Source organism: Brevundimonas sp. LF-1 (assembly GCF_037055305.1).
Lineage (GTDB): Bacteria > Pseudomonadota > Alphaproteobacteria > Caulobacterales > Caulobacteraceae > Brevundimonas > Brevundimonas sanguinis.
The window spans coordinates 2133041-2158166 of sequence record NZ_CP146349.1; the positions used below are offsets into that span (position 1 = coordinate 2133041).

Sequence of the window (25126 nt, forward strand, 5' to 3'; positions counted from 1 at the left end):
AACCAGGACGCCAGTCCGCCGACCCACAGGGCCGAGGCCAGGCCGGCGATCAGATAGGCGTGATTGCCGCCGCTTTTGGCCGGTTTGCTGCGAGGGCCGCTGGCACGGTGAGGGGCGTTGATTCGACGGTGGCGGGCGGCGCGTCGGCGGACTCGCCGAGGATGGCCAGGGTGCGCGCCGCTTTTTCCGCCTCAGCGGCGCGCTGTTCGGCGATCGCTTGCTGCTCGGCCAGGCGACGCCGCTGACGTTCGGACATCGGGCGTGGAGGGGCCGCCGCATGCTGAGGCATCGCCTCGGGTGCGACCGCATCGGCCAGCGAGTCGGGCGTGACGGCGGAAGCCTCGTCCTCGAGGGCGGGCTCGGGGTCGGTCAGGTTGAGCGGCGGCCGAGGGCGGGATTTCATGGGCGTCGATCTCGATTACTGGTCGCCTGGAGACGCGGGCGAGGTCGTGTGCGGAGCGACCCTAACGACTGTAACGAGAAGCGAAAAGGCTGGAGGGCGTATTATCCGGTCTGAAGCAGCGGCTTCACTGAGCCTAAGCTGTGGATCAGCAGGAGGCCGGGGCGTTGACCTGAATGTGGGTGGACGGGGCGTCGCCGCACTTCTTTTCGACCCGGTGGATCTCGCCGTCCGCCTTCTTCGTCGGGCTGAGATCGACGCCGAACTGCGACAGCGCGACTGCGGCGAGCAGTGCGATGAGGCCGATCACCATTTCGATCAGAGCTTGCATGGCGGCCATAATGACAGATCACGGTTCCGGCGACAATGCGGCGAAGTGAAGGAGCGTCGCCATTGACCGTGCTGATGCGAAAATGGAACGATCTGCGGCCGCTCGACCTCTGCTGTAGAGGCCGCGCATCAAGCCGTCACGCGAATCGGCCATCGGAGGGTCATGGGGCCAGATCGTTCTTATGAAGCCAGTCTGATCGAGCCAGGTCCGGGCGTGTGGCGGTCTGCGCCTGCGCATCGTTTCGCGCCGCTGATGGAGAACAAGGCCTATTTCGACGCCTTGTCCTCGGCGCTGCACAAGGCGAAACGGTCGATCCTGATTCTGGGCTGGCAGTTCGATCCCCGCACGCGGCTCGATCCGGAGGGGCCGCTGACCGACCGCCGGGCCGAGATCGGTCATCAGTTAAAGGCCCTGGTGCGGCAAAACCGGACCTGGACGTACGCCTGCTGATCTGGCGCTCGCCCCTGCTGATCGCCGCGTCGCAGGGCTTCTATCCGCACAAGGCCCAGAGGTGGTTCCGCCGCCGGATCGTGGAGTTCCGGCTCGACGGTCCTGGCATCCTGGGCGCCTGCCATCATCAGAAGGTGGTGGTGATCGACAATCAGATCGCCTTCTGCGGGGGCGGCGACATCTCGACCGATCGCTGGGATGCCGAGGAGCATTTCTCGGGCGATCCGCGCCGGTGCGAGCCGACCGGCGTCATTCCGGCCCCGAGGCATGAGGTGATGTGCGTGCTGGACGGACCGGCGGCGCAGAACTTGGGCGACCTGGCGCGCGAACGCTGGCGGCGGGCGACGGGCGAGGTGCTGGAAATCTCCCCGCCGCGCGACGGCGACGCCTGGCCCGATGGCGTCGAGTCGACGCTGCATGATGTTCCGGTCGCCATATCCCGCACGGAACCGCAGGTCCGGGGCCGACCTGAGGTGCGCGAGAACGAGGCCCTGCACCTGCAGGCCATCCGGCAAGCGCGTTCGCTGATCTACATGGAGAACCAGTATTTCACCTCGCCCCTGCTGGCGGCGGCGCTGGCCGAGCGTCTGGCCGAGCCGGACGGCCCTGAGGTGGTGCTGGTCTCCACCGGGCGCAGCCCCAGCTGGTTCGACGGCCTGACGATGGATACGGCGCGGGCCGAGGTGCTGTATCGCCTGGAGCAGGCGGACCGCCACGACCGATTCACCGCCTTTTACCCCGTAACCGACGAGGGCGAGCGGATCATCGTCCACGCCAAGATGACCATCATCGACGACAAGCTGCTGCGGATCGGCTCCAGCAACCTGAACAACCGCTCGATGGGGCTGGATACGGAATGCGATGTAGCCGTCGAGGCGCAGACGGATCAGCAGCGAGATGTGATCCGCCGCTTTCGCCGCCGCTCGCTGGGCCATTTCATCGGCGTGTCGGGCGAGGCCTTCACCGAGGCGGAAACCTTGCTGGGCTCGGTCGGCAAGGCGATCCAGACCTTTGGCCAGGAGCGGATGAAGCCGCTGGGCGCCGCTGAGCCGACGCGCGTAGAGCGGATGTTCGCCGAGTGGCAGTTCGGCGACCCGATGGCGGCGACCGACGCCTGGCGGCCGTGGAAGCGGTTGAACCGCTCGCATCGCACTCGCCCGCAGTCCGAGGGCGGTCAGGCGCCAGGCTGAGGCTCGATCTCGAAGTCGATGACCAGAGGCAGGTGGTCTGACGCCGCTCGGGCCAGAGGCGAGTTCGGGGTGCTGGCGCCCGTCACGCGGATCTCTCGGCTGACGAAGCAGTGGTCGATGCGAATGGCCGGAAAGCTGGACGGGAAGGTTTTGATCGAAGGCCTCAGCCCCAGGCGTCGCTGAGCGTCGTCCAGCCGGCGCGCCAAGGCTTGGTAGGGGCGGGTGATGGAGGTGGCGTTGAAGTCGCCCGTCAGGATGGTCGGCCCCTGACACATCGGATCGCCCAACCAGTCGCGGCCGATCAGGGCGGCGGTTTGAAGCCTCTGCTCGCGGGGAACGAGCCCTAGGTGGGTGTTCAGGATGTTGACGATCACCCCGTCGAAATCGACGGCAGACCACAGGGCGCCGCGCGGCTCCAGCCCCTTGATGCCGCGTAGGGTGGGCAGAGCGGCCGCGCGCACCAGCCGCTCTGGCCTATGAGTCAGGATGGCGTCGCCATAAAGCTCGGCCTCGACCTTCATAGCGGGATGGAATTGCACGCTCATGGCCAGGTGTTGAGCGATGGCGCTGGCCTGATCGACATGGCCTGTGCGGGCGCGCCCGACATCCAGTTCCTGCAGGCAGACGACGTCAGGCTCATACTCGGCGATGACATCGGCGATGCGTTTCACGTCCAGCTTTCGGTCGACGCCGACGCAGCGATGGACGTTGTAGGTCAGAAGTCTCGGCATGAATTCCTTGCCCGCAATCGCAGCGACTGTCGCGGCTCAATGCGGCGGTCGCGAGGCCCTGATAGCCAGACTAGATGACAACCAGTCGGTCGGGGATCTCGTTCTGATCAGCGGGCTTGGGCGGAAAGCGTTCCGCCAGCACCCCGCCGCACAGGTTGATGGCCTGTTCGAAGCCTTCCACCGGGCGGTTGCGGCGCAGGGCGCCGGTCAGGGCGGCGACGGCGTCTGCCCAGACCTCAGGACTGACGCAGGAATGGATGCCTTCGTCCGCCACCACCTCGACCTGGTGATCAGCCAGCGCGGCGAAGATCAGGACCCCGGTGCGCGCCTCGGTGACGTGCAGGCCGTGGGCCAGGAACTGCTGCATGGCGGCGCGGCGAACGCGCGTGCGGCGCAGGGCGGCTGGCGTCAGCAGGCGCCGCACCGGGGGATCAGCGACAGGAGGAAAACGGCCAGGAACACTCCGGCTTGAACCAGTCCATACGCCGCCAGCGTGCGGCCGATCTCTACCGAGGCGGCAGGCGCATGGGCGATTTCCCAGCCCCTGCCGAATGACAGCCAATCGCCGTTGAAACCCAGCGGGATCAGCCCCAGCGGCAGCAGCAGGGCCGCCGCCGCCGCCCAGCCCAGGCTGATGTCTCGATAGGACGACACCTGCCGCGCCACGACGCAGAAGATCTCGCCAGAGGTGCGCGCTTCGGCCTCGGCGATGGCCTGGGTCACCCGCGCGTGGTCGTCTGTTGTGAACTGCATCACCATCCCCCGAAGCGCCGCCGCCGCCGAAGCCGCCGCCGCCGCCGCCGAAACCACCGCCGCCGAACCCGCCTCCGCCGCCCCAGCCTCCGCCGCCTCCGCGATCGCGGTCTTTCAGCGCCTCGCTGGCGGCCCAGATGAGGATGGGCGTCAGGCCGTCGCCGCGCCCGCCGCGCCGTTTGCGGCCGCCCGCCGCCGCGCCGATCATGCTGAAGAAGATGAAGGCGAACACCATCAAGATGACGACGGCGGGAATCACGGGTTTGGCGGTCGCCGTCGCCGCGCTCTTGGCCTCTTCCGCTCGCGCCTGCGCCTCGGCCGGGTCGGCGGTCAGCTGGGCGATGATGGAATCGGCGCCAGCGATGATGCCCGCGGCATAGTCGCCCTGGCGGAAGGCGGGCAGGATGTCGTTGCGGATGATGAGCGAGGAATAGGCGTCGGTCAGCACGCCCTCCAGTCCATAGCCGACCTCGATCCGCACCTTGCGCTCGTTCGGCGCGACGATCAGCAGGGCGCCGCCGTCGTTCTCTTTCTGACCGATGCCCCAGTGACGCCCGAGCTGGTAGCCGAAATCCTCGATCTCCTGATCCTGAAGCGAGGGCAGGGTGACGACGACCAACTGGTCGCCGGTCTGCTGTTCCAGCGTCGCCAGCTTGCCCGTCAGGGCCTGTTCCTGTTGCGGCGTCAGCAGCTGGGCATCGTCGACCACCCGCCCCGTCAGCGTCGGGAATTTGATTTCAGCGGCCAGACTGGCGCTGGGCATGACCGCCAGCCACAGGACGAGGACCAGCATCACCGCAGCGAGCAAGCCGCGCGCGACGCCGGCCCGGCGGGCGAGGGCGGAAGACATCATTTCCAAGCTTACTGCGCCGCCGGGGCGGGCGCGGGCGGCGTCGATCCGGGCGTGGTCGCAGGTGCGCCGCCGCCGGGTTGAGCGCCCAGGTCGAAGTTCACGCTCGGCGCGGACTGGGCCTCGGACGTGGCGGTGAACAGCTGCATGGGCTTGGAGCCGGCGTGCAGGGTCTTGGCCCAGATCACGCTCGGGAAGGTGCGCAGGGTGGTGTTGTAGTCGCGCACGGCCTCATTGTAGTCGCGGCGGGCTACGGAGATGCGGTTCTCGGTGCCTTCCAGCTGAGACTGCAGGGTCAGGAAGTTCTGGTTGGCCTGAAGCTGGGGGTAGGCCTCGACCGTCACCAGCAGCCGCGACAGGGCGCTGGAAAGCTCGCCTTGAGCCTGTTGATATTGCTGGAAGGCGGCGGCGTTATCGAGGTTGGAGGCGTCGATGTTGACGCTGGTGGCCTTGGCGCGGGCCTCGATCACCTGGGTCAGGGTGGTGCGTTCCTGAATGGCCGCGCCCTGAACGGTGGCGACCAGGTTCGGCACCAGATCGGCGCGGCGCTGATACTGGCTCTGGACGTCGGCCCAGGCGGCCTCGGCCCGCTCCTGCTTGGTCGGAATGGTGTTGTAGCCGCAGGCGCCCACGGCGGGGGCCAGGACGACGACAGCGGCGACGGCCGCGATGCGAGGCGAAAATCCAGCCATGAAGAAGCTCCTGCGGGCGGTCCTCATGACCGCTGATCGCTAAAGACTATCGGGGCCGAAAGGCTCCGCTTCAAGGCTGGATTTTTGCAACTTGGTCCGCTCATCCCGGCGCACGCCGGGATCCAGTTCTTTGGCCGTTAGTCGCGCGGCGTGTGAAGTTCTCACTGGACCCCGGCGTCCGCCGGGGTGAGCGGGAAGAGGGAGCGACCCTCAGCCATTCAAGTCTTCCGGCTCGACCCCCGCCGCGCGACAGGCGGCGGTGTAGGTGTTTGCCAGCAGGCAGGCGATGGTCATGGGGCCGACGCCGCCGGGGACAGGGGTGATGCGTCCGGCTACCTCGACCGCCTCGTTGAAGTCCACGTCGCCCACCACGCGGGTCTTGCCCTCGGCGGCCTTGACCGGATCGCGCGAAGGGACGCGGTTGATGCCCACGTCGATGACGGCGGCGCCCGGCTTGATCCAGTCGCCCTTGATCATCTCCGGGCGACCGACGGCGGCCACCAGAATGTCGGCGGTGCGGCACAGGGCGGGCAGGTCGCGGGTGCGCGAATGGGCGATGGTGACGGTGCAGCTCTCGCCCAGCAGCAGTTGCGCCATCGGCTTGCCGACGATGTTGGAGCGGCCGACGATGACGGCGTTCAGCCCCGACAGGTCGCCCAACTGATCCTTTAGCAGCATCAGGCTGCCCAGCGGGGTGCAGGGATCATGCCCGGCAGGCCGACGGCCAGGCGCCCGGCGTTGACGACGTGGAAGCCATCCACGTCCTTGTCCGGCGAAATGGCGTCCAGAACGGCGGACGATCGATGTGTTTGGGCAGCGGCAGTTGCACCAGGATGCCGTGGATGCCCGCATCGGCGTTCAACTGGGCGATCAGGGCCAGCAGTTCGTCCTGAGTCGTTTCGACCGGCAGGCGGTGGGTGTCGGATCGCATTCCGGCCTTCAGCGTCGTCTCGCCCTTATTGCGGACATAAAGCTGGCTGGCGGGGTCTTCGCCGACGATGACGACAGCCAGACCGGGCTTGACGCCGTGGGTGGATTCCAGCCGGGCGGCCGCCGCTGCGACGCGCTCCACCAAGGTCTGTGAGAAGGCCTTGCCGTCGATTAGGGAGGCGCGGGCGGGTTCGACAGCCATGTTCGGCTCCATCGGTCGGGAACTGGAAAGCGTGGGCCGCGATTTACAGGCGCTGCGGTTCGGCGTCTATGATGACGCCAGCAAAGAGGTGTTTATGCGTTACTCCCTGTTCGCCGCGGCCAGCGCTGTCGCTCTCATGGTCGCTGGCGGGGCCAGCGCCCAAACGCCCGCTGACGCCCGGCTGGGAGACGAGATCCGGGGGCGGCTGGAAGAGGGGGACGCCCGCACGCGCGGCGGGGACGCCTATCGCTATGACGACTATCGGCTGAATCTGCGCGCGGGACAGCGGCTGGAAGCCGAGATGACGGCGGATGATTTCGACGCCTATCTGGAAGTCTACGCCGAAGGTTCAATGCGACAGTCGCTGGCCAGCGACGACGACAGCGCAGGCGATATGAATGCGCGCCTGCGTTTCACCGCGCCGGAGGCTGGGGTCTACATCGTGCGCGCCCGCACCTTCTCGGGGATGGACACCGGCGATTATCGCCTGTCGCTGCAGGAGCGCGCCGCGCCTCGCCTGCCGCGTCCTGGCCGCGTCGCCATCGGCCGTGACGCCTCTGGCCGCCTGGGCTCCAACAGCGCCGAGGATGATGACGGCAATCGCTACGACGCCTACGCCTTCCGGGCCTCGGCGGGCGAGCGGGTGAAAATCGATCTGGAATCAGATGACTTCGACGCCTTGCTGCGCGTCGGCCGCATTGTGAACGGCGCCTTCGTGCAGATGGCCGAGAATGACGACGGCGGGTCCAGCCTGAACGCGCGACTGGTGTTCACGGCACCGCAGGACGGAGAATATCTGGTCCGCGCCACCTCCTATGACGGCTCGGCGCAGGGGACGTATCGACTGGCGTTGGAACAAGGGCCGCCCGCACCGACCGCTACGCCCGTCGCGGTCGGGGAGGAAACGCGCGGGCGGTTGACGCCGGACAGCGCCAGCAGCGATTCCGGCGCTCCGGCCGATCTCTACCGGTTCAGCGGCCGCGCCGGGCAACGCATCGCGGCCACCATGAAGGCCGATGGGTTCGACACCTTCCTTGAACTGTTCGACGCCAACCACAACAGCCTGGCCAGCGACGACGACAGCGCCGGGGACCTGAACTCTCGCCTGACGCACACCCTGGCCGAGGACGGCGACTATCTGATCGAGGCGCGCGCCTTCTCCAGCGGCGAGGGCCCCTACACGGTCAAGATCGAGGAGATCGCGCCGCCTCCGCCGCCCTCCGCCATCGCCTTCGGCCAGGCGGTCGAGGGCGAACTGACGAGCAGCGACGCCACCGACAACGACGGACGCCTGTATGACGCCTTCGTCTTCAGCGGGACCGAAGGCCAGCGCATTCAGGCCGTCATGCGGTCGGGCGACTTCGACGCCTATCTGCAACTGGGTCAGGACGAGGACGATTTCAGCGAGGCTCGCCAGCGACGACGACGGCCTGGGTCAGGGGACGGACGCGCGCCTGATCTTCACGCTGCCTGCGAGCGGCGACTATGTGCTGCGCGCGCGCTCGTGGTCGCGTGAGGCCAAGGGCCTCTACTCGCTGGAACTGACCGATCTGGGCGGCGAGCCTGCGCCGGGCAGCCTGTTGATCGGAGCGACCGTCCGCAGACAGCTGAGCGAGCGCGCCAGCCTCACCGAGGAAGGCGTCTATTTCGACGCCTATCGCTTCAAGGCCAAGGCCGACGAGAAACTGCGCTTCACCCTGATCGCCAGCAGCTTCGACGCGGTGGTCGAGGTCGGCGAGGAGAAAGACGGCGACTACTTCGAGCTGGACACGGATGACGACAGCCTGTCCGACACCCACGCCCGCCTGAGCTGGACCGCGCCGCGCGACGGGACCTATGTGCTGCGCGCCCGCAGCTTCAGCCCCAACTCGACCGGCGACTATGTGCTGATTACGGAGCGACAGCCCTGACCGACGCCAGCGACACCGCCGCCTCGGCCCTGATCCTGGGCCGCAAGGATCAGCATCTGGACGTGGTGCTGGCGGGCGGAGGGCGTCACGCTGTCTCGGCGGGGTTCGACGACTGGCGCTTCGTGCACGAAGCCCTGCCGGACGTGGATCACGCCCGCATCGATCTGGGCGTCGATTTTCTGGGGCGGCGGCTGAAGGCGCCCTGCTGATCAGCGCCATGACCGGCGGGCCTGCCAGGGCCGAGGCGATCAACGCGCGCCTGGCCGAAGCGGCCCAGCATCTGGGCATCGCCCTGGCCGTCGGCTCGCAGCGGGCGGCGCTGGAAGGCGGCGCGGCGGGCGGGCTGGATTTCGCGCTCCGGCTCAAGGCGCCGGACACGCCGATCCTGGCCAATATCGGCGCGGCCCAGCTGACGCGCGGCTTCGGCCGGGACGAGGCGCGCCGGGCGCTGGACATGATCGGCGCCGACGCCCTGGTCGTTCACCTGAACCCTCTTCAGGAGGCCTGCCAGCCCGAGGGGGATCGCGACTGGTGGGGCGTGGGCGCGGCGCTTCAGGCCCTGATCCGCGATCTGGACGCGCCGGTCATCGTCAAGGAGACAGGAGCGGGGATCTCCGCCGTTACGGCCCAGCGTCTGATGGCCATGGGGGCGGCGGGCGTGGATGTCGCCGGAGCGGGAGGCGCTAATTGGGGCCTGATCGAAGGCGAACGGGCGACCGATCCCGCGGATAAGGCTCATGCCCTGGCCTTCGCCGGTTGGGGGATACCGACGGCCCGCGCCCTGGCCGAGGCGCGCAACGCCCTGCCGGACGCTCTGCTGATCGGGTCGGGCGGGGTCCGGGACGGGGTGGACGCGGCCAAGGCGATCCGCCTGGGCGCCGACATGGTGGGCATGGCCTCAGGCGTGATTCAGGCCGCGACCGTCTCGACCGAGGCCGTCATTGACCAGTTCCAACTGGTCATAAGGCAGCTGCGTACCGTGTGTTTCTGCGTAAACGCTTCAAATTAGCAACGTTGAAACGAGTTCCGTTGCTTCCTGTCGCCTGAGCGGGGCATTCCCGCCTGTAAGATCGCGTCGCACCCAAGGAGATTCCCATGCGCGCTGTGTTGATGACGTCGGTTCTGGCGTCCTCGCTGATTCTGGCCGGCGCTGCGGCTGCCCAGAGCTCCATACGGCCGGGGCAGACCGTGAACGGGAACTTCAGCGCCAAGGACGCGCGCATGGACGATGGTTCGCACTACCGTTGCTACGTGATCCAGACCGAAGCCGGTCAGGCCTATACGGTGACTCTGCGCTCGTCCGATTTCGACACCTATCTGATGGCCGGCGCCGGGACCGACTGCGACGAGACCTCGGTGACGAACGACGACGGGCCGGACATGGGCACCGACTCGCAACTGCGCTTCATCTCGAACGGCGGGAACTGGATCATCCGCGCTAACACCCTGAGCGAAGGCGAAACTGGGTCGTTCCGCCTCACTGTGTCGGAAGGCCAGCGCCTGCGTCCGACCACCCAGATCGTGCCGATCTCGGTTGGTGAGAGCCGCCAGGGTCGTCTGGAGTTCAGCGACCGTCAGGCCGACGACGGCTCCTTCTACGACTGCTATGCCCTGAACATCGGCGCCCGGGGCAATGTGTCGATTCGGATGGATTCGGCGCAGTTCGACGCCTACCTGTCGCTGCACGAAGGCCCGCAGTGCGATGGCGAGAGCCTGGCCGCCGACGACGACAGCGGCGGCGGGACCAGCGCCCTGATCACCGAGACCCTGCGTCCCGGTTCCTATTCTTTCCGCGCCAACAGCCTCAGTTCGGCGCAGGAAGGCGACTACACCGTTTCCGTCACCACCATGCGGTGATGCGCAAAAGGCCCCGGCGAAACCGGGGCCTTTTTCAATAGAACATCTCTTCGGCCGCGGGCCGGGCTTGGGACGGGGGCCGATCCTGCAGGGCCGACTGACGCGCGGCGCGTTCGGCGGCGTAGTCCGGCTGTGGCGTATCGAAGCCGAAGCCGTAGTCGTCGCGGTCCAGCTCCGCCGCCGGTCGGGACGAGAGAGGCGGGCCATGATCGGCCAGCGTGTCATAATAGCGCGGCTGCGACGGTTCCGGCGTCAGTTCCAGCCATGCGCTTTCGACATAGGGCGCGTCCTCGCTGGAAAGGGCCGCGACGCGCTCGGCATCGTGTTCATATCCGTCGCGCAGTTCGCCCACGGCCATGATGGAGCCGGGCGGCAGGTCGGGCTCGATCGGAGGCACGACCTCGACCGTCACGCCGGAATCGGGCCCCGCCCGCCGTGCGCGGCCGAGGTGGAGTTCCAGACGGCCCAGCCCGCCGCCCCCAGTCCGGTCAGAACCAGGGCGGCGGAGGCCAAAATGACGGCGCGTCTACTCATGATCGGCGGCATCCTGCGTTCGTGCTGATTACGAAAGCGCTCAACCGCCGTCTGGTTCAAGCCGAAGGCAGCAGATCGCCGGCGAAGGGGCGATAGCGGCCAGCACGGACGCCCTCGGTTGCACGGGCGATGTCCGGCGCAAAATAGCGGTCTTCGGTATAGGCGCCGCAGGCCTCGCGCACGATGGCGTAGGTCTGCTCCAGCTGCGACGAGGAGGTCAGCGGACGGCGGAACTCGATGCCTTGCGCCGCGGCCAGCAGTTCGATGCCGACCACGGTCGCCGTGTTCTCGGCCATGTCCAGCAGGCGGCGCGCGCCGTGGGTGGCCATCGACACGTGGTCTTCCTGGTTGGCGCTGGTCGGCACTGTGTCGATGACGCAGGGGTGGGCGACCATGCGGTTCTCGGCCACCAGGGCCGCGGCCGTCACCTGGGCGATCATGAAGCCCGAGTTGACGCCGCTGTCCTTGACCAGGAAGGCGGGCAGGTCGGTCATCTTGGGATCGACCAGGATGGAGGTGCGGCGCTCGGAGATATTGCCGATCTCGCACAGCACCATGGCGATCTGATCGGCTGCATAGGCGACGGGTTCGGCGTGGAAGTTGCCGCCCGAGATGACGTCGCCGTCCTCGATGAAGACCAGCGGATTGTCGGTCACCGCGTTGGCTTCGCGCTCCAGCATGGCGGCGGCGTTGCGCAGCACGTCCAGGGTCGCGCCCATGACCTGCGGCTGGCAGCGCAGGGAGTAGGGATCCTGCACCTTGGCGCAGTCGTGGCGGTGGCTGTCGCGGATGGCGCTGCCGCTCAGCAGTTCGCGCAAGCGCCGCGCCACGTCGATCTGGCCCGGCTGGCCGCGCATGGCGTGGATGCGGTGGTCGAACGGCGCGTCCGAACCCTTGAGAGCGTCGACCGACAGGGCGCCAGCAGCGATGGCGGCGGCTAACACGTCTTCGGCCGCGAACAGGCCGGTCAGGGCCAGGGCCGTCGAGCACTGGGTGCCGTTCAGCAGGGCCAGACCTTCCTTGGGGCCCAGGACGACCGGCTTCAGCCCGGCCTTGGCGAGGGCCGTCACGGCGTCCAGCGTCTGACCCTGATAGCGGGCCTCGCTGACGCCGATCAGGACGCACGACATATGGGCCAGCGGCGCCAGATCGCCCGACGCGCCGACCGAGCCCTTGGACGGGATCAGCGGCAGGATTTCGGCGTTGACCATGCCGATCAGGGTCTCCAGCGTGTGACGCCGAACGCCCGAGGCGCCCTTCGACAGGCTGGCGATCTTCAGCACCATCAGCAGGCGGGTGACGTTCTCGCTAAGCGGTTCGCCGACGCCGCAGGCGTGGCTGAGCACCAGGTTCTTTTGAAGGGTTTCAAGGTCTTCCGCCGCGATGCTGGTGTTAGCCAGCAGGCCGAAGCCGGTGTTGATGCCATAGACCGTGCGCCCCTCGGCCAGGATGGCGGCGACGACCGCCGCGCCCTTCTCGACATTGGCCCAGGCGGCGTCGGTCAGACTGACCGTGACGGGGCCGTCGAGGACCGTGCGAAGCTGGGCGAGGGTGAGCGGGTCTTGGCCGATAATGATCTGAGTCATTGGTAGTCCTTTGCCTTCTCCCCTTGGGGAGAAGGTGGGCGGCGGAGCCGCTCGGATGAGGGGTAGGGTTCAGCAGGCTCGCCAGCCGACGATGAGCATGAGGACGCAGCCCCCTCATCCGCCTCGCTGCGCGAGCCACCTTCTCCCCGAGGGGAGAAGGGATTTCATGTCAGGCTCGGCAGGTTCAGGCCATGTTCGCGCGCGGCGTCCTTGGCGATGTCGTATCCGGCGTCGGCGTGACGCATGACGCCGGTGGCCGGGTCGTTCCACAGGACGCGCTCCACCCGCTTGGCGGCTTCCGGCGTGCCGTCGGCGACGATAACGATGCCCGAGTGCTGGCTATAGCCCATGCCGACCCCGCCGCCATGATGCAGCGACACCCAGGACGCGCCCGACGCGGTGTTCAGCAAGGCGTTCAGCAACGGCCAGTCGGACACGGCGTCCGAGCCGTCCATCATGGCCTCGGTCTCGCGGTTCGGGCTGGCGACGGAGCCGCTGTCCAGATGGTCGCGGCCGATGACGATGGGGGCGCTCAGTTCGCCCGAGGCTACCATCTCATTGAACATCAGGCCCGCGCGGTGGCGGTCGCCCAGACCGATCCAGCAGATGCGCGCGGGCAGGCCCTGGAAGGCGATGCGCTCGCCCGCCATGTCCAGCCAGCGGTGCAGGCCCGCGTTGTCGGGGAAGAGCTTTTTCATCGCCGCATCCGTCTTGCGGATGTCCTCGGGGTCGCCCGACAGTGCGGCCCAGCGGAAGGGTCCAATGCCGCGGCAGAACAGCGGGCGGATATAGGCAGGCACGAAGCCGGGGAAGTCGAAGGCGTTGGTCACGCCCTGATCGAAGGCGACCTGACGGATGTTGTTGCCATAGTCGGTGGTGGGGACGCCTTGGGCGTGGAAGTCCAGCATGGCCTGAACGTGGACGGCCATGGATTTGCGCGCGGCGACCTCGACGGCGGCCGGGTCGCTGACGCGCTTTTCTTCCCACTCAGCGACGGTCCAGCCCGAGGGCAGGTAGCCGTTGACCGGGTCGTGGGCGCTGGTCTGATCGGTCACCAGATCGGGGCGGACGCCGCGCTTGACCATTTCAGGCAGAAGATCAGCTGCATTGCCCAACAGGCCGATCGACAAGGGTTTCTTGTCCTTGAACGACTGCTCCAGCAGGGCCAGGGCCTCGTTCAGGGTCTCGGCCATGACGTCGACGTAGCGGGTGCGCAGGCGGAACTCGATGCGGCTGCGCTGGCACTCGATGGTGATGCAGGACGCCCCGGCCATGGTCGCGGCCAAGGGCTGTGCGCCGCCCATGCCGCCAAGGCCCGCCGTCAGAATCCACTTGCCCGACCAGTCGCCGCCATAGTGCTGGCGACCCGCCTCCATGAAGGTCTCATAGGTGCCTTGGACGATGCCCTGGGTGCCGATGTAGATCCACGACCCGGCGGTCATCTGGCCGTACATGGCCAGACCCTTCTTATCGAGTTCGTTGAAGTGATCCCACGTCGCCCATTTGGGCACCAGGTTGGAGTTGGCGATCAGCACGCGCGGGGCGTCGGCGTGAGTGCGGAAGACGCCGACCGGCTTGCCCGACTGGACCAGCAGGGTCTCGTCGGCTTCCAACTTCTGCAACTGATCGACGATGGTGTCGAAGGCCTGCCAGTTGCGGGCCGCTTTGCCGATGCCGCCATAGACGACCAGGTCTTCGGGACGCTCGGCCACCTCGGGGTCGAGGTTGTTCATCAGCATGCGCATGGCGGCTTCGGCCGCCCAGGTCTTGGCGGTCTTTTCAGAGCCGCGCGGGCTGCGGACCACTCTTGTATTGGGGCGGGTGCTGGGCGTGGCCATTGAATCCTCCATGCGGCGTCGGCCGCCGTCGTGTGTTGGGCTCAGTGTTATGTCTAGACATTATCGCGTGCAAGGGGCAGTTTCGATTCATGGATCAGGAGCCGCTTCATCGACGGATCGCCGGCGACATCGAGCGCCGCATCGCCTCGGGCGAGTGGCGGCCTGGTTTCCGCATCCCGACCGAGGCCGAACTGATGGCCGAATACGGCTGCGCCCGCATGACGGTGTCGCGCGCCATGACGGACCTGTCGGCGCGGGCTCTGGTGGTGCGGCGGCGCCGCGCCGGGACCGTGGTGGCCCATCCCCCGGTGCATTCTTCGGCCCTGGTCGCCATCCCCGACATCCAGTCCGAGGTCGAGGGCAGGGGGCTGGCCTATGCCCACAGCCTGCTGGGCCGCATCGTCCGCCCCGCGCGCCCCGAGGAGGGTCTGGGCGAGCGGGTGGTCGAGCTGGAGACCCTGCATCTGGCCGACGACCTCCCCTTCGTCTTCGAGCGCCGTCTGATCTCCCTGACCGCCGCGCCCGAGGCCGAGGCCGCCGACTTCACCGCCCAGCCGCCCGGCGGCTGGCTGCTGGCCCACATGCCCTGGACCGAGGCCGAGCATCGCATCTCCGCCGTCGGCGCCGACCCGGAGACGGCGACCCATCTGGGTCTGGCCGACGGCGCGGCCTGCCTGCGGCTGGAGCGCCGCACCTGGCGCGACGGTCAGGGCGTGACCTGGGCGTGGCAGACCTTCCCCGGCGCGGCCTATGATCTGGTCGCACGCTTTTCTCCGACCAAAGGATGACCCCGATGAGCCAACCGTCTGAAGCCCTGGGGTGGCGCTCCGTCGGCGATCTGGTGGGCCATCATTCCGACGCCCCCGTCGCCCTGATAGGCGCGCCGCTGAACGAGCGGTCGCTGACGCCAGGCCGCTGTGATCTCGGGCCGAAGGCGCTGCGAGGCGTGCTGCCGCGCCTGTCGACCTATGATGTCGAAACGGGGCTCGAGCTGGACGTGCTGGTCCATGACGCCGGTGATGTGGCGCTGAAGGCCGTCTCGCCCTTCGATGCTTTCGAGCCGGTGCGCGACGCGGTGGCGGCGCAGGCCCATCGCGACCTGACCATTCTGGTCGGGGGCAACAACGCCATCACCCGGCCGGGCGTCCATGCGCTCGGGTTGGATCGCGTCGGCGTACTGACGCTCGACGCCCATTTCGACCTGCGCGACACGGATCAGGGCCTGACCAACGGCAATCCGATCCAGGCGCTGCTGGATGACGGGATGGACGGCCATCGCATCAGCCAAGTGGGCCTCGCCCCCTTCGCCAATACCCGTCGCGCCCACGAAAAGGCCGAGGCGGCCGGCATCAGCGTCCGCACCGCCCGCGAGTGCCGCCAGCGCGGTCTGGCGACCGTGGTGGTCGAGGAACTGGAGCGCCTGTCGTCGCTGTGCGAGGTCATCTACGTCGACTTCGACATCGACGTCATCGACCGCAGCCAGTGGCCCGCCAGCCCCGGCGCCCGCCCCGGCGGGGTCTCGGTCCACGACTTCTTCGACGCCGCCCGCGCCATCGGCGCCTGCCCCAAGGTGCGCGCCGTGGACCTGACCGAATACGACCCCTCGCTGGAAATCGGCGACCTCGGCTCCCTGACCGCCGGCCGCTGGTTCTGCGAAATCCTCAGCGGGGTCGCTGCGCGATGATCCTCGCCGACCGTCTCATCACCGCCTGCCACGTTGCGACCATGACCGAGGGCGGCGCTCCCTATGGCGCGATTGAGGACGCCGCCATCCTGATCCAGGATGGGCGCATCGCCTGGGTCGGGCCGCGCGCGGACCTGCCTGTGCACAAGGCTGTGGAAACCGACAGTCTGTGCGGGCGCTGGGTCACGCCGGGTCTGATCGACTGCCACACCCATCTGGTCTTCGGCGGCGACCGCTCGGGCGAGTTCGAGCGGCGGCTGGAGGGCGCGACCTATGAAGAGATCGCGCGCGCCGGGGGGCATCGTCTCCTCGGTCAAGGCGACGCGCGAGGCCAGCGAGGACTCCTCTACGCCTCGGCCTGCAAGCGTCTGGAGGGGCTGAAGGCCACCGGCGTCACCACGGTCGAGATCAAGTCCGGCTATGGTCTGGATCATGACAGCGAGCTGAAGATGCTGCGCGTCGCCCGCCGCATCGGGCGGGACGCCGGGGTGCGGGTTCGCACCTCCTATCTTGGCCTTCACGCCGTGCCGCCTGAGCATAAGGCCGACCGCGCCGCCTATGTGGACAAGGCTGTGGATGAAATCCTGCCCGCCGCCCACGCCGAGGGGTTGGTCGATGCGGTGGACGCCTATTGCGAACCCATCGCCTTCTCGGTCGAGGAGGTCGGCCGCCTGTTCGACAAGGCTGAGGAACTGGGCCTGCCGGTCAAGCTGCACGCCGACCAGCTGTCGGATGGCGGCGGCGCGGCTCTGGCCGCCCGCTATCACGCCCTGTCCGCCGACCACATCGAGCACACGACCGAGGCGGGCGTAAAGGCGATGGCCGAGGCGGGCGTGGTGGCGGTGCTGCTGCCCGGGGCCTTCCTGATGCTGCGCGAGACGCAGGCGCCGCCGATCACCCTGCTGCGCCAGCATGGCGCGCGCATGGCTGTGGCGACGGACTGCAACCCCGGCACCTCGCCGGTCGCCTCAATGACGGCGGCGATCAACTTGGCCTGCGTCCAGTTCCGCCTGACGCCGGAGGAGGCTCTGGCGGGCGCCACGCGTCATGCAGCCCGCGCGCTAGGGTTGCACGACGAGATCGGCACGGTGGAGGCGGGCAAGGCCGCCGATCTGGCCGTGTGGGACATCAGCCGCCCGGCCGAACTGGCCTATTGGCTGGGCAAGCCCCTGCTTCACAGCCGCTATGTGGCCGGGGTCGATCGCAGGATCTGAGGCTGAAGATTAGCCGGCGCCATCCTCGGCCCAAACGCCATTTCAGCTTCCCGTTTTTTAACCTCCGGCAGCCCTGCCGGAGCGGTTGAGCCCGTTTGAAATGCGATCTTAGGTTGTTACAATTAATACATTCGCGTTATGAGAGTGTTTCTCTTGGGAGGGACAATCTATGGACGTCGAGGCTTTTATTGCGCGCTGGAGCGAAGCGACGATCAGCGAAAGGGCGAACTGCCAGAGCTTTATTATCCAGCTATGCGCCGTCCTGGGCGTAGCTGCGCCGGGACAGGATTCGGTGGGGGACCGGGACTATTGTTTGGAACGCGCGGTGAAGTTTTCTCTGCCCGACGGAACTAGCCGCCACGGATCCATCGACTGTTTCAAGCACGGCTCTTTCGTGATGGAGCTCAAGCATTCTCCGAAACGCGCGCCTGATGGCGACTTGGAGCTGCGTCAGCTTGCGGCGCTTCTAAATGGGCGGGGTCGAAAGGCCTAAGGGTAGCGTGGAAGCCTTGGATGGCCTGATGATCCGGGCTCACGCCCAGGCTGAGAACTATGCAGCGGCCCTGCCGGAATGTCCGCCGTTCTTGATGATGGTCGATGTCGGCGCGGCCATTCACCTGTGTGCTGACTTCGAGCGGGCGGGGAGGGGCTATGCGCCGTTTCCAGATGTGAAGAGCAGCCGCATCGATCTGACGGATCTGCGTGATCCGAAGGTCAGAGAGCGCCTGCGGCGGGTATGGGACGACCCGCGCAGCCTTGATCCTCAACGCCCCGTGAATGCGGCGACCCATGAGATCTCAGGGCTGCTTGGGCGACTGGTCCGTTCAATGCGGGATCGGCGTTGCAGGATCCATCGCAGGCGTTTCAGCCGATCACGGATCGCCGCATCTTCATGTTCGTGATGCAGTGCATTCTGGCGATGTACGCCGACAGCGTCGGTCTGATCCGCCACAAGGGGTTTCTGACGTTGCTGGAAAGCTATCGCGGAAATGCGGCTCGCTTTCACCTGAGCGCGGCGACCGTATTCCGCAATCTGGCGCGCGGAGGCCACTGCGCCGCCTTGCGTCAGGATGTGCCGGCGTTCGGCAGCGGCCTGTTCCGCGAGGAGGTGGCGCTGCCGCTCAGCGAGGCTGATCTGGAGGTATTGATACGCGCCGCTGCCTGCGACTGGTCGGCCGTAGAGCCTGCTGTTTTCGGAAGCTTTCTGGAGCGCGCGCTGGAACCCGGTGACCGCACCGAACTCGGCGCGCATTACACGCCAAGAGCCTATGTGCAGCGGCTGGTGGATGCCACGATCATAGAACCTCTGCGGGCGGACTGGGAGGCGGTGGGAGCCTGTGCGGTCAGCGATTACGCGCGGGGCGAAGCCGTGGCTGCTCGAGCGGCGGTCCGGCGGTTCCAGCGGCGCCTCTGCGCGATCCGGGTGCTGGACCCCGCCTGCGGAACAGGCAACTTCCTCTATGTTGCCATGACCATGATGAAGGACCTGGAGCGGGAGGTCCTCAGCGTCTTGCAGCGGCTCGGGGGCGAGACGACCGACGGGGCTGTGCGCCGCAAGATCAGCCCGGCCCAGTTCTGGGGCATTGAGAAATCCGATCACGCGGCCTCGATCGCCGAGGTCGTTATGTGGATCGGATACCTGCAATGGCGCATCCGCAACGGCGAGGCGCCGTCCCAACTGGCCGCTGCCGGCCTACTGGCGCCAAGACGGGGGCGCGACCGTATTATCCGGGCCGACGCTCTGCTGGTATCGGCGGGCGAAGACCTGCGTCGCGATGCGCGCGGTCGCCCGATCAGTCTGTGGCGGTTCAACCAGGAAACAGAGGTCGTGCAATATCGTCAGCCCCAGCCGACCCAATGGCCCGTGGCGCACTTCATCATCGGCAATCCGCCTTTCATTGCCGCCAAGAATCTGCGGCGGGAGCTGGGCGACGGGTATGTCGACGCCCTGTGGCGGGTGCGGCAGGGGCGGTTCCGCTCGGCCGACCTGGTCATGGCGTGGTGGGATCGGGCGGCTGAGATTCTGACGGCGCCGAATAGCCAGTTGCGTCGGTTCGGCTTCATCACCACCAACTCCATCACCCAGGATTTCTCGCGCCGCGTGCTGGAGCATCATCTGAACGGTGAGCCGCCGATGCGGCTGACCTTCGCCATTCCTGACCATCCCTGGAGCAAGCGCGAGGAGCGCGGCGCTGAGGTGCGCATCGCCATGACGGTGGCCGAGCGGGGAGGCCCGAACGGACAGGGGCGTCTGCTGACGATCCGTGAGGAGCGTCCGGATGCCGGGGGCGAGATCGTCCCTCAGTTCGATGAACAGCGCGGCGATATCGGCGCCGATCTGACCATAGGCGGCGGGGTGTCCTTCGCGCAGCCATTGAGGGCGAACGCACTCCTGTGTTCGCCGGGCGTCAAGCTGCACGGCGCGGGCTTTATCGTCTCGGAAGCCGAAGCCGACGAACTGGCGCGTGATTGCGTGGATGCGCCGCCGATCCGCGCCTATCGGAACGGGCGCGATCTGGCCGCCAGCCCCCGAGGCGTGAAGGTGATCGACCTGTACGGCCTGGAGGAGGTCGAAGTCCGGCGCTCCTGGCCACAGCTTTTTCGGCACCTGGCGGACACAGTGAAGGTTGAGCGTGACCGGAACAGTCGGGCTGCCTATCGCGACAAATGGTGGGTGTTCGGCGAGCCGCGAGGCGCCTTCCGCGACGCCTTGCGCGGGCTGCCCCGCTACATCGCCACGGTCGAGAAATCCAAGCACCGCTGGTTCCGCTTTCTGGATGCGGATGTTCTGCCCGACAACATGGTGGTGGCGGTCGCGTCGGATGATCCGCGCATTCTGGGCGTGCTGTCCTCGCGGGCGCACGGCGTTTGGGCGCTGGCGATGGGCGGGCGCCTCGAGGACCGGCCCGTCTATAACAAGACGGCCTGTTTCGACGCCTTTCCGTTCCCGTGTCTCGATGGAATGGCGGGCCTGGAGATCGGCGTCGCTGCCGAAGCCATCGAGGCCCAGCGTCAGGAGTTGGTGGCTTTGGACGGCACCCTGACGATGACGGTGCTCTATAATGAGCGATGCTCAGGTCGGTTTGATGAACTGGATCGTCTGCACCGGGAGTTGGATGCAGCGGTTCATCAAGCCTATGGCTGGCCTTCGGCTATGACGGATGAGGCTATGCTGGCGGCCCTGCTGGCGTTGAACCAGGAGCGTGCGGATCAGGAGGCGAGAGGCGATATCCGTTTCCTGCGACCCGCTTATCAGCAGGACCGGGTGAAGCCGGGGGCCGAGCTCGGGCGGTCGAGAACTTGCGCCCCCAGATAAGGGATATCCGTCCCTTGCCGGAGGCTCCGGAAGAGCTGGCCGCAGAAGTCCTGGATGTTTTGCGACTTGAGGGCGGGCCGCTGTCGCTTGGTGAACTGTCAAGCCGTTTCGCCGGGCCAACGGCCGCCGCAAGACGGATCGCGTTGAGCAGATGCTGGCGATCCTGGCCGCGGTGGGGTCGATTCAGCGCACGGGGCAGGAGTGGTTCTCGCCGCGACGGCACTGATTTGACCTAGCCGTGGGCTGCGGCGATCATTAAGTCACATAAGGGCGGTTCCGGCGGGACCGCCCTTTGCTTTACCGAAGAATTCCAGCCCCGATCAGCGGCGCATTCGCGCGACGCCGCGGGGAAACGAGATGACCATGCTTGAGAAGACGTTCGAACCCAAGGCCGCCGAGCCGCGCATCTACGCCCAGTGGGAGGAGAGCGGCCTGTTCGCCCCGCGCGCGGCAAAGCCCACTGACGGCGCCGCCGACGCCTATTCGATCGTCATTCCGCCGCCGAACGTAACGGGCAGCCTGCACATCGGCCACGCCCTGAACAACACGCTGCAGGACATTCTGGCCCGCTATCACCGCATGAAGGGCAAGGCCGTGCTGTGGCTGCCGGGCACCGACCACGCGGGCATCGCCACCCAGATGGTGGTCGAGCGCAAACTGGCGGCTGAGGGCGCGCCGGGGCGGCGCGACATGGGCCGCGACGCCTTCATCGAGAAGGTGTGGGAATGGAAGGCCGAATCCGGCGGGACCATCGTGCGCCAACTGCGTCGCCTGGGCGCGTCGTGCGACTGGAGCCGCGAACGCTTCACCCTGGACGAAGGGCTGAACGCCGCCGTCCGCAAGGTCTTCGTGCAGTTGCACAAGGACGGCCTGATCTATCGCGACAAGCGTCTGGTGAACTGGGACCCGCACTTCCAGACGGCCATCTCGGATCTCGAGGTCGAGCAGAAGGAGGTCGACGGCGCCTATTGGCACTTCGCCTATCCGCTGGCCGACGGCGTGACCTATCAGCACCCGGTCGCCTTCGACGAGGACGGCAAGGCGACCGAGTTCGAGACGCGCGGCTTCATCGTCGTGGCGACGACGCGACCGGAGACCATGCTGGGCGACACCGGCGTGGCCGTTCACCCGGAGGACGAGCGTTACAAGGGGCTGGTCGGTCGGTTCGTGACCCTGCCGATCACCGGCCGTCGCATTCCGATCGTCGCCGACGACTACGCCGATCCGACCAAGGGCTCGGGCGCGGTGAAGATCACGCCGGCGCATGATTTCAACGACTTCGGCGTCGGAAAGCGTGCAGGACTTGAAGCCTTGAACGTCATGGACGCCTTCGGCCGGATCACCGCCGCCGACACGCCGGACGTGCCCGCCGAGTACGAGGGCATGGACCGCTTCGCCGCGCGCAAGGCCATCGTCGCCCGCGCCGAGGAAGAGGGCTGGCTGCGCGAGATCGAGAAGACCAAGCACATGGTCCCGCACGGCGACCGCTCAGGCGTCGTCATCGAGCCGTGGATGACGGACCAGTGGTACGTCGACGCCAAGGTCATGGCCCAGCCCGCCCTGAAGGCGGTCGAGGACGGCGCCACCGTCTTCGAGCCGAAGTCCTATGAGAAGATTTACTTCGAATGGCTGCGCAACATCGAACCCTGGTGTATTTCGCGCCAGCTGTGGTGGGGCCATCGCATCCCGGCCTGGTACGGCCCGAACGGCGAGATCTACGTCGCCGAAACGGAAGAGGACGCCCGCGAACAGGCGATGTCGGACTATGATTCCGAGGTCGTGCTGACCCAGGACGAGGACGTTCTGGACACCTGGTTCTCGTCCGCCCTGTGGCCCTTCTCGACCATGGGCTGGCCGGAAAAGACCGAGGATCTGCAGCGCTTCTATCCGACCAGCGATCTGGTCACGGCGGCGGACATCATCTTCTTCTGGGTCGCCCGGATGATGATGATGGGCCTGCATTTCATGGACGGCGAAGTCCCCTTCAAGCGCGTCATCATCAACGGTCTGGTCCGCGACGAGAAGGGCCAGAAGATGTCAAAGTCGAAGGGCAACGTCATCGACCCGCTGAACATCATCGACGAATTGGCCGATCCGCTGCGCTTTACGATGGCGATCCTGTCGGGCACGCGCGACATCAAGTTGTCGAAGCAGCGCATTGAAGGTTATCGCAATTTCGGCACCAAGCTGTGGAACGCGGCTCGCTTCAGCCAGATGAACGAGGCGCGCCGCGTCGAGGGCTTCGACCCCGCCGGCGCGCAGCAGACGATCAACCGCTGGATTCGCGGCGAACTGACCAAGGCCGAGCGCCAGGTGTCGGACGCCATCGAGGGCGGGCGTTTCGACGATGCGGCGGGCGCCCTGTACCGCTTCATCTGGAACGTGTTCTGCGATTGGTATCTGGAACTGGCCAAGCCGGTGTTCAACGGCTCGGACGAAGCCGCCAAGGCCGAGACTCGCGCCATGACGGCCTGGACCATCGACCAGACGCTGAAGCTGCTGCACCCGGTCATGCCCTACATCACCGAGGAGCTGTGGGCCGAACTGGGCAAAGAAGGCCCGGCGCGCGACGGTCTGCTGATCGGCGAGACCTGGCCGGTGCTGCCGGACGCCTTCGTCGATGCGGAGGCAGAGGCCGAGATCGGCTGGCTGGTGGATCTGATCGGCGAGATCCGCGCCTTGCGGGCCGAGATGAACGTGCCGCCGTCGGCCAAGCCGCCGCTGGCCTTCGTCGCCCCCGACGCCGCCACGGCCGAGCGCATCGCGCGCCACCGCGACCTGATCCTGACGCTGGGCCGCGTGTCCGAGGTCGCCGTGGCCGAGGCCGCGCCGGCCGGGGCTGTGACCTTCGTCTCAGGCGGGGCGACCGTCGCCCTGTCGCTGGCCGGGATCATTGATCTTGCCGCCGAGCGCACGCGGTTGGAGAAGGAGATCGCCGCCTTCGACAGCGACATCGGCCATGTGAACAAGAAGCTGGGCAACCCGAACTTCGTCGCCCGCGCCGCTGCCGAAGTGGTCGAGGAGCAGCGCGCCAAGCTGGCCGAAGCGGAGGAGGGCAAGGCCCGCCTGCAGGCCGCGTTGAAGCGGTTGGAAGCCTTGTAACGGCATGAGGATCGACCAACTGCTCGTCGCGCGGGGCGTCTTCGACAGCCGCGCCCGCGCCCGCGCCGCCATCGAGGCTGGGTTGGTGAAAGCCGACGGCCGCACGGTCGCAAAGCCGTCGGAAAAGGTCGCGGAGGACGCCGTCATCGAGGCCGAGGCCGCCCATCGCTGGGTCGGGCGCGGCGCGCTGAAGCTGGAGCGCGCGCTGGACCTGTGGCCGGTGGCGGTTGATGGGCGTGTTGTTCTGGATGTCGGCGCCTCGACTGGCGGCTTCACCGAGGTCTGTCTGGATCGCGGCGCGGCCCGGATCTTCGCCGTGGATGTCGGCACGGGGCAACTGCATCCCTCGGTCGCCGACGATCCCCGCGTGATCAATCTGGAAAAGACCGACGCCCGCGACCTGACGCCCGAGATCATCACCGAGGCGCCGTCCCTGATCGTCTGCGACGCCAGCTTCATCAGCCTGTTAAAGGTGCTGCCTGCTGCCCTCGAACTAGCGGCGCCAGAGGCGGACCTGATCACCCTGGTGAAGCCTCAATTCGAGGCGGAGGGCCCCAAGGCGGTTGGCAAGAAGGGCGTGGTCAAGGACCCCGAGGCCCACGCCGCAGCCGTGACCAAGGTGCGCGACTGGCTGGAGGAATGCGGCTGGACCGTGCGCGAGGTCGCCGACAGTCCCATCACCGGCGGCGACGGCAACGTCGAGTTCCTGCTCTGGGCCCAGAAAGCCTGATCCCAAGTGATTAGAGGGCCGCCGGATCGCCGGCGGCCCTCTTCACATCGTCGATTGACAGGGGGCTGAAACTTAATCGACGACGCGATAACGGCCCGATTGGTCCATGCAGGTGCGCACGTAGCGCGTCTCCATACGACCGTCGGGAAGACGGATGTTGCTCTCGGCCAGGCGGCACTGATCGGCGTCGCGGGGCGCAGAGGCGTAGGTGTCGGGGTAGTCCCGATAATAGTCGTAGCTGTCGCGGCGGTCGTCATAACGACGGTCATAGGCGCGATTGTCATAGCTGCGGCTGTCGTAGCCTCGGTTGTCATAACCATAGGCCGGCGGGACATACGTCCCCTGATAGCCGTAGTCGGCGTCGCGGCGGTAGCGGCTGTCGCAGGCGGCCGAGCTGTTGCCCACGCCCGCGCCGATCGCGGCGCCCAGAACCCCGCCCAAGGCGCTGCCCTCGGTGCGACGGCCGCGCGCGGCCATTTGGGACCCGGCGATGGCGCCGATGGCGGCGCCCAGAACGCCGCCGGTCGTGGCGCGCTGACGCTGATCGCGGACGCAAGGATCGTAATAGGTCCCCTGACTGTGCCCGCTGTTGCCGTAACCATAGGCAGGCGGATAGTCGTAGCCATAGCTCTGGGCCGAGGCGACGCCAGGCAGGGCGACGGCCGAGGCGCAGGCCAGGGCGGCGATGGCGGCGGCCGAGGCTTTTTTCGAGATGAGAGCGATCATCGTTCTTTTCCTTCGACGGAGGCCGCACCTGAACGGATCAGGTCGCCGTCTGTTGCAGCCATTGATAGGGCGGCGAAGCTGAACGGCTTTTGAGCGCGTC

General features: G+C 67.2%; 25 protein-coding genes and 1 pseudogene. 15 read left to right on the plus strand and 11 right to left on the minus strand.

Features of this window, described 5'->3' with window-relative positions; all coding sequences use genetic code 11:
* Positions 1-49 precede the first annotated feature (49 nt).
* Entirely contained in the window at positions 50-403 is a 354-nt protein-coding gene (locus tag V8F63_RS11820; protein ID WP_392353319.1) for a hypothetical protein, read from the minus strand.
* Between the two features lie 145 nt (positions 404-548).
* Positions 549-731, minus strand: a complete 183-nt coding sequence (locus V8F63_RS11825) for a hypothetical protein (RefSeq protein WP_392353321.1) — start codon at positions 729-731, stop codon at positions 549-551.
* A gap of 252 nt (positions 732-983) precedes the next feature.
* Between V8F63_RS11825 and V8F63_RS11830 the strand changes: the two genes are divergently transcribed.
* On the plus strand, positions 984-1181 hold the full coding sequence (locus V8F63_RS11830; RefSeq protein WP_392353323.1) for a hypothetical protein: 198 nt from the start codon (positions 984-986) through the stop codon (positions 1179-1181).
* Between the two features lie 80 nt (positions 1182-1261).
* Entirely contained in the window at positions 1262-2371 is a 1110-nt protein-coding gene (locus V8F63_RS11835) for a phospholipase D-like domain-containing protein (protein ID WP_392353324.1), read from the plus strand.
* On the opposite strand, the gene V8F63_RS11840 is transcribed toward V8F63_RS11835, so the two are convergent.
* The 4 genes and pseudogenes from V8F63_RS11840 to folD all read right to left on the minus strand — a co-directional run bounded on the left by V8F63_RS11840 (position 2356) and on the right by folD (position 6529).
* Positions 2356-3102 carry an endonuclease/exonuclease/phosphatase family protein gene (locus tag V8F63_RS11840; RefSeq protein WP_253121775.1) on the minus strand — a complete coding sequence of 249 codons (747 nt, stop codon included), beginning with the start codon at positions 3100-3102 and terminating at the stop codon, positions 2356-2358. The genes V8F63_RS11835 and V8F63_RS11840 overlap by 16 nt on opposite strands.
* 70 nt (positions 3103-3172) lie before the next feature.
* Positions 3173-4708 (minus strand): TPM domain-containing protein, encoded by a 1536-nt coding sequence (locus tag V8F63_RS11845; protein WP_392353326.1) that lies wholly within the window; start codon positions 4706-4708, stop codon positions 3173-3175.
* A gap of 8 nt (positions 4709-4716) precedes the next feature.
* The gene (locus V8F63_RS11850; RefSeq protein WP_253121763.1) at positions 4717-5397 is read right to left on the minus strand and encodes a LemA family protein; all 681 of its coding nucleotides are present in this window, start codon (positions 5395-5397) and stop codon (positions 4717-4719) included.
* Between the two features lie 210 nt (positions 5398-5607).
* Positions 5608-6529, minus strand: a pseudogene (gene folD / locus V8F63_RS11855) (bifunctional methylenetetrahydrofolate dehydrogenase/methenyltetrahydrofolate cyclohydrolase FolD).
* On the opposite strand from folD, the gene V8F63_RS11860 reads away from it, so the two are divergent.
* The 5 genes from V8F63_RS11860 (at position 6528) to V8F63_RS11880 (ending at position 10296) form a co-directional block, all read left to right on the plus strand.
* Entirely contained in the window at positions 6528-8045 is a 1518-nt protein-coding gene (locus tag V8F63_RS11860; protein ID WP_392353328.1) for a PPC domain-containing protein, read from the plus strand. The pseudogene folD and the gene V8F63_RS11860 sit on opposite strands and share 2 nt — an antisense overlap.
* A complete protein-coding gene (locus V8F63_RS11865; protein ID WP_392353330.1) occupies positions 8017-8439 on the plus strand; it encodes a hypothetical protein in 423 nt (140 codons plus the stop codon). Before V8F63_RS11860 ends, V8F63_RS11865 begins: the two co-directional genes overlap by 29 nt.
* A 62-nt stretch (positions 8440-8501) precedes the next feature.
* Positions 8502-8648 (plus strand): hypothetical protein, encoded by a 147-nt coding sequence (locus V8F63_RS11870; protein WP_392353332.1) that lies wholly within the window; start codon positions 8502-8504, stop codon positions 8646-8648.
* Between the two features lie 8 nt (positions 8649-8656).
* Entirely contained in the window at positions 8657-9448 is a 792-nt protein-coding gene (fni, locus tag V8F63_RS11875) for a type 2 isopentenyl-diphosphate Delta-isomerase (protein WP_392353334.1), read from the plus strand.
* 86 nt (positions 9449-9534) lie between these two features.
* A complete protein-coding gene (locus V8F63_RS11880; protein ID WP_253121747.1) occupies positions 9535-10296 on the plus strand; it encodes a peptidase in 762 nt (253 codons plus the stop codon).
* A 34-nt stretch (positions 10297-10330) separates the two neighbouring features.
* Here V8F63_RS11880 and V8F63_RS11885 read toward each other — a convergent pair whose 3' ends face one another.
* From V8F63_RS11885 to hutU, 4 genes are all read right to left on the minus strand, one after another.
* Positions 10331-10708 (minus strand): hypothetical protein, encoded by a 378-nt coding sequence (locus V8F63_RS11885; protein ID WP_392353336.1) that lies wholly within the window; start codon positions 10706-10708, stop codon positions 10331-10333.
* On the minus strand, positions 10705-10830 hold the full coding sequence (locus tag V8F63_RS11890) for a hypothetical protein (protein ID WP_392353338.1): 126 nt from the start codon (positions 10828-10830) through the stop codon (positions 10705-10707). Before V8F63_RS11890 ends, V8F63_RS11885 begins: the two co-directional genes overlap by 4 nt.
* Before the next feature lie 56 nt (positions 10831-10886).
* The gene (gene hutH / locus V8F63_RS11895; RefSeq protein WP_392353340.1) at positions 10887-12416 is read right to left on the minus strand and encodes a histidine ammonia-lyase; all 1530 of its coding nucleotides are present in this window, start codon (positions 12414-12416) and stop codon (positions 10887-10889) included.
* A gap of 164 nt (positions 12417-12580) precedes the next feature.
* Positions 12581-14254 carry a urocanate hydratase gene (gene hutU, locus V8F63_RS11900; RefSeq protein ID WP_392353341.1) on the minus strand — a complete coding sequence of 558 codons (1674 nt, stop codon included), beginning with the start codon at positions 14252-14254 and terminating at the stop codon, positions 12581-12583.
* Between the two features lie 89 nt (positions 14255-14343).
* Between hutU and V8F63_RS11905 the strand changes: the two genes are divergently transcribed.
* From V8F63_RS11905 to V8F63_RS11940, 8 genes are all read left to right on the plus strand, one after another.
* Positions 14344-15042, plus strand: a complete 699-nt coding sequence (locus V8F63_RS11905; protein ID WP_392353343.1) for a UTRA domain-containing protein — start codon at positions 14344-14346, stop codon at positions 15040-15042.
* A 5-nt stretch (positions 15043-15047) separates the two neighbouring features.
* Positions 15048-15938, plus strand: coding sequence for an agmatinase family protein (locus V8F63_RS11910; protein WP_392353344.1), 891 nt, complete (start codon positions 15048-15050; stop codon positions 15936-15938).
* The gene (gene hutI / locus V8F63_RS11915; RefSeq protein ID WP_392353346.1) at positions 15935-17152 is read left to right on the plus strand and encodes an imidazolonepropionase; all 1218 of its coding nucleotides are present in this window, start codon (positions 15935-15937) and stop codon (positions 17150-17152) included. Before V8F63_RS11910 ends, hutI begins: the two co-directional genes overlap by 4 nt.
* A gap of 169 nt (positions 17153-17321) precedes the next feature.
* Positions 17322-17645, plus strand: a complete 324-nt coding sequence (locus V8F63_RS11920; RefSeq protein ID WP_392353348.1) for a type IIL restriction-modification enzyme MmeI — start codon at positions 17322-17324, stop codon at positions 17643-17645.
* Between the two features lie 7 nt (positions 17646-17652).
* The gene (locus V8F63_RS11925) at positions 17653-18054 is read left to right on the plus strand and encodes a hypothetical protein (RefSeq protein WP_392353350.1); all 402 of its coding nucleotides are present in this window, start codon (positions 17653-17655) and stop codon (positions 18052-18054) included.
* On the plus strand, positions 18045-20468 hold the full coding sequence (locus V8F63_RS11930) for a DNA methyltransferase (protein WP_392353352.1): 2424 nt from the start codon (positions 18045-18047) through the stop codon (positions 20466-20468). The genes V8F63_RS11925 and V8F63_RS11930 overlap by 10 nt, the downstream gene beginning before the upstream one ends.
* Before the next feature lie 363 nt (positions 20469-20831).
* A complete protein-coding gene (locus V8F63_RS11935) occupies positions 20832-23570 on the plus strand; it encodes a valine--tRNA ligase (RefSeq protein WP_392353354.1) in 2739 nt (912 codons plus the stop codon).
* 4 nt (positions 23571-23574) lie between these two features.
* On the plus strand, positions 23575-24300 hold the full coding sequence (locus tag V8F63_RS11940) for a TlyA family RNA methyltransferase (RefSeq protein WP_392353356.1): 726 nt from the start codon (positions 23575-23577) through the stop codon (positions 24298-24300).
* Between the two features lie 72 nt (positions 24301-24372).
* On the opposite strand, the gene V8F63_RS11945 is transcribed toward V8F63_RS11940, so the two are convergent.
* Positions 24373-25026, minus strand: a complete 654-nt coding sequence (locus V8F63_RS11945) for a glycine zipper 2TM domain-containing protein (protein ID WP_392353359.1) — start codon at positions 25024-25026, stop codon at positions 24373-24375.
* Positions 25027-25126: the final 100 nt, after the last annotated feature.

Coding starts and splice junctions, on each gene's coding strand:
- V8F63_RS11820 (WP_392353319.1), bottom strand. CDS start 403: ATGAAATCCCGCCCTCGGCCGCCGCTCAACCTGACCGACCCCGAGCCC.
- V8F63_RS11825 (WP_392353321.1), bottom strand. CDS start 731: ATGCAAGCTCTGATCGAAATGGTGATCGGCCTCATCGCACTGCTCGCC.
- V8F63_RS11830 (WP_392353323.1), top strand. CDS start 984: ATGGAGAACAAGGCCTATTTCGACGCCTTGTCCTCGGCGCTGCACAAG.
- V8F63_RS11840 (WP_253121775.1), bottom strand. CDS start 3,102: ATGCCGAGACTTCTGACCTACAACGTCCATCGCTGCGTCGGCGTCGAC.
- V8F63_RS11845 (WP_392353326.1), bottom strand. CDS start 4,708: ATGATGTCTTCCGCCCTCGCCCGCCGGGCCGGCGTCGCGCGCGGCTTG.
- V8F63_RS11850 (WP_253121763.1), bottom strand. CDS start 5,397: ATGGCTGGATTTTCGCCTCGCATCGCGGCCGTCGCCGCTGTCGTCGTC.
- V8F63_RS11860 (WP_392353328.1), top strand. CDS start 6,528: ATGTTCGGCTCCATCGGTCGGGAACTGGAAAGCGTGGGCCGCGATTTA.
- fni (WP_392353334.1), top strand. CDS start 8,657: ATGACCGGCGGGCCTGCCAGGGCCGAGGCGATCAACGCGCGCCTGGCC.
- V8F63_RS11880 (WP_253121747.1), top strand. CDS start 9,535: ATGCGCGCTGTGTTGATGACGTCGGTTCTGGCGTCCTCGCTGATTCTG.
- V8F63_RS11890 (WP_392353338.1), bottom strand. CDS start 10,830: ATGAGTAGACGCGCCGTCATTTTGGCCTCCGCCGCCCTGGTTCTGACC.
- hutH (WP_392353340.1), bottom strand. CDS start 12,416: ATGACTCAGATCATTATCGGCCAAGACCCGCTCACCCTCGCCCAGCTT.
- hutU (WP_392353341.1), bottom strand. CDS start 14,254: ATGGCCACGCCCAGCACCCGCCCCAATACAAGAGTGGTCCGCAGCCCG.
- V8F63_RS11905 (WP_392353343.1), top strand. CDS start 14,344: ATGGATCAGGAGCCGCTTCATCGACGGATCGCCGGCGACATCGAGCGC.
- V8F63_RS11910 (WP_392353344.1), top strand. CDS start 15,048: ATGAGCCAACCGTCTGAAGCCCTGGGGTGGCGCTCCGTCGGCGATCTG.
- hutI (WP_392353346.1), top strand. CDS start 15,935: ATGATCCTCGCCGACCGTCTCATCACCGCCTGCCACGTTGCGACCATG.
- V8F63_RS11920 (WP_392353348.1), top strand. CDS start 17,322: ATGGACGTCGAGGCTTTTATTGCGCGCTGGAGCGAAGCGACGATCAGC.
- V8F63_RS11930 (WP_392353352.1), top strand. CDS start 18,045: ATGTTCGTGATGCAGTGCATTCTGGCGATGTACGCCGACAGCGTCGGT.
- V8F63_RS11935 (WP_392353354.1), top strand. CDS start 20,832: ATGCTTGAGAAGACGTTCGAACCCAAGGCCGCCGAGCCGCGCATCTAC.
- V8F63_RS11940 (WP_392353356.1), top strand. CDS start 23,575: ATGAGGATCGACCAACTGCTCGTCGCGCGGGGCGTCTTCGACAGCCGC.
- V8F63_RS11945 (WP_392353359.1), bottom strand. CDS start 25,026: ATGATCGCTCTCATCTCGAAAAAAGCCTCGGCCGCCGCCATCGCCGCC.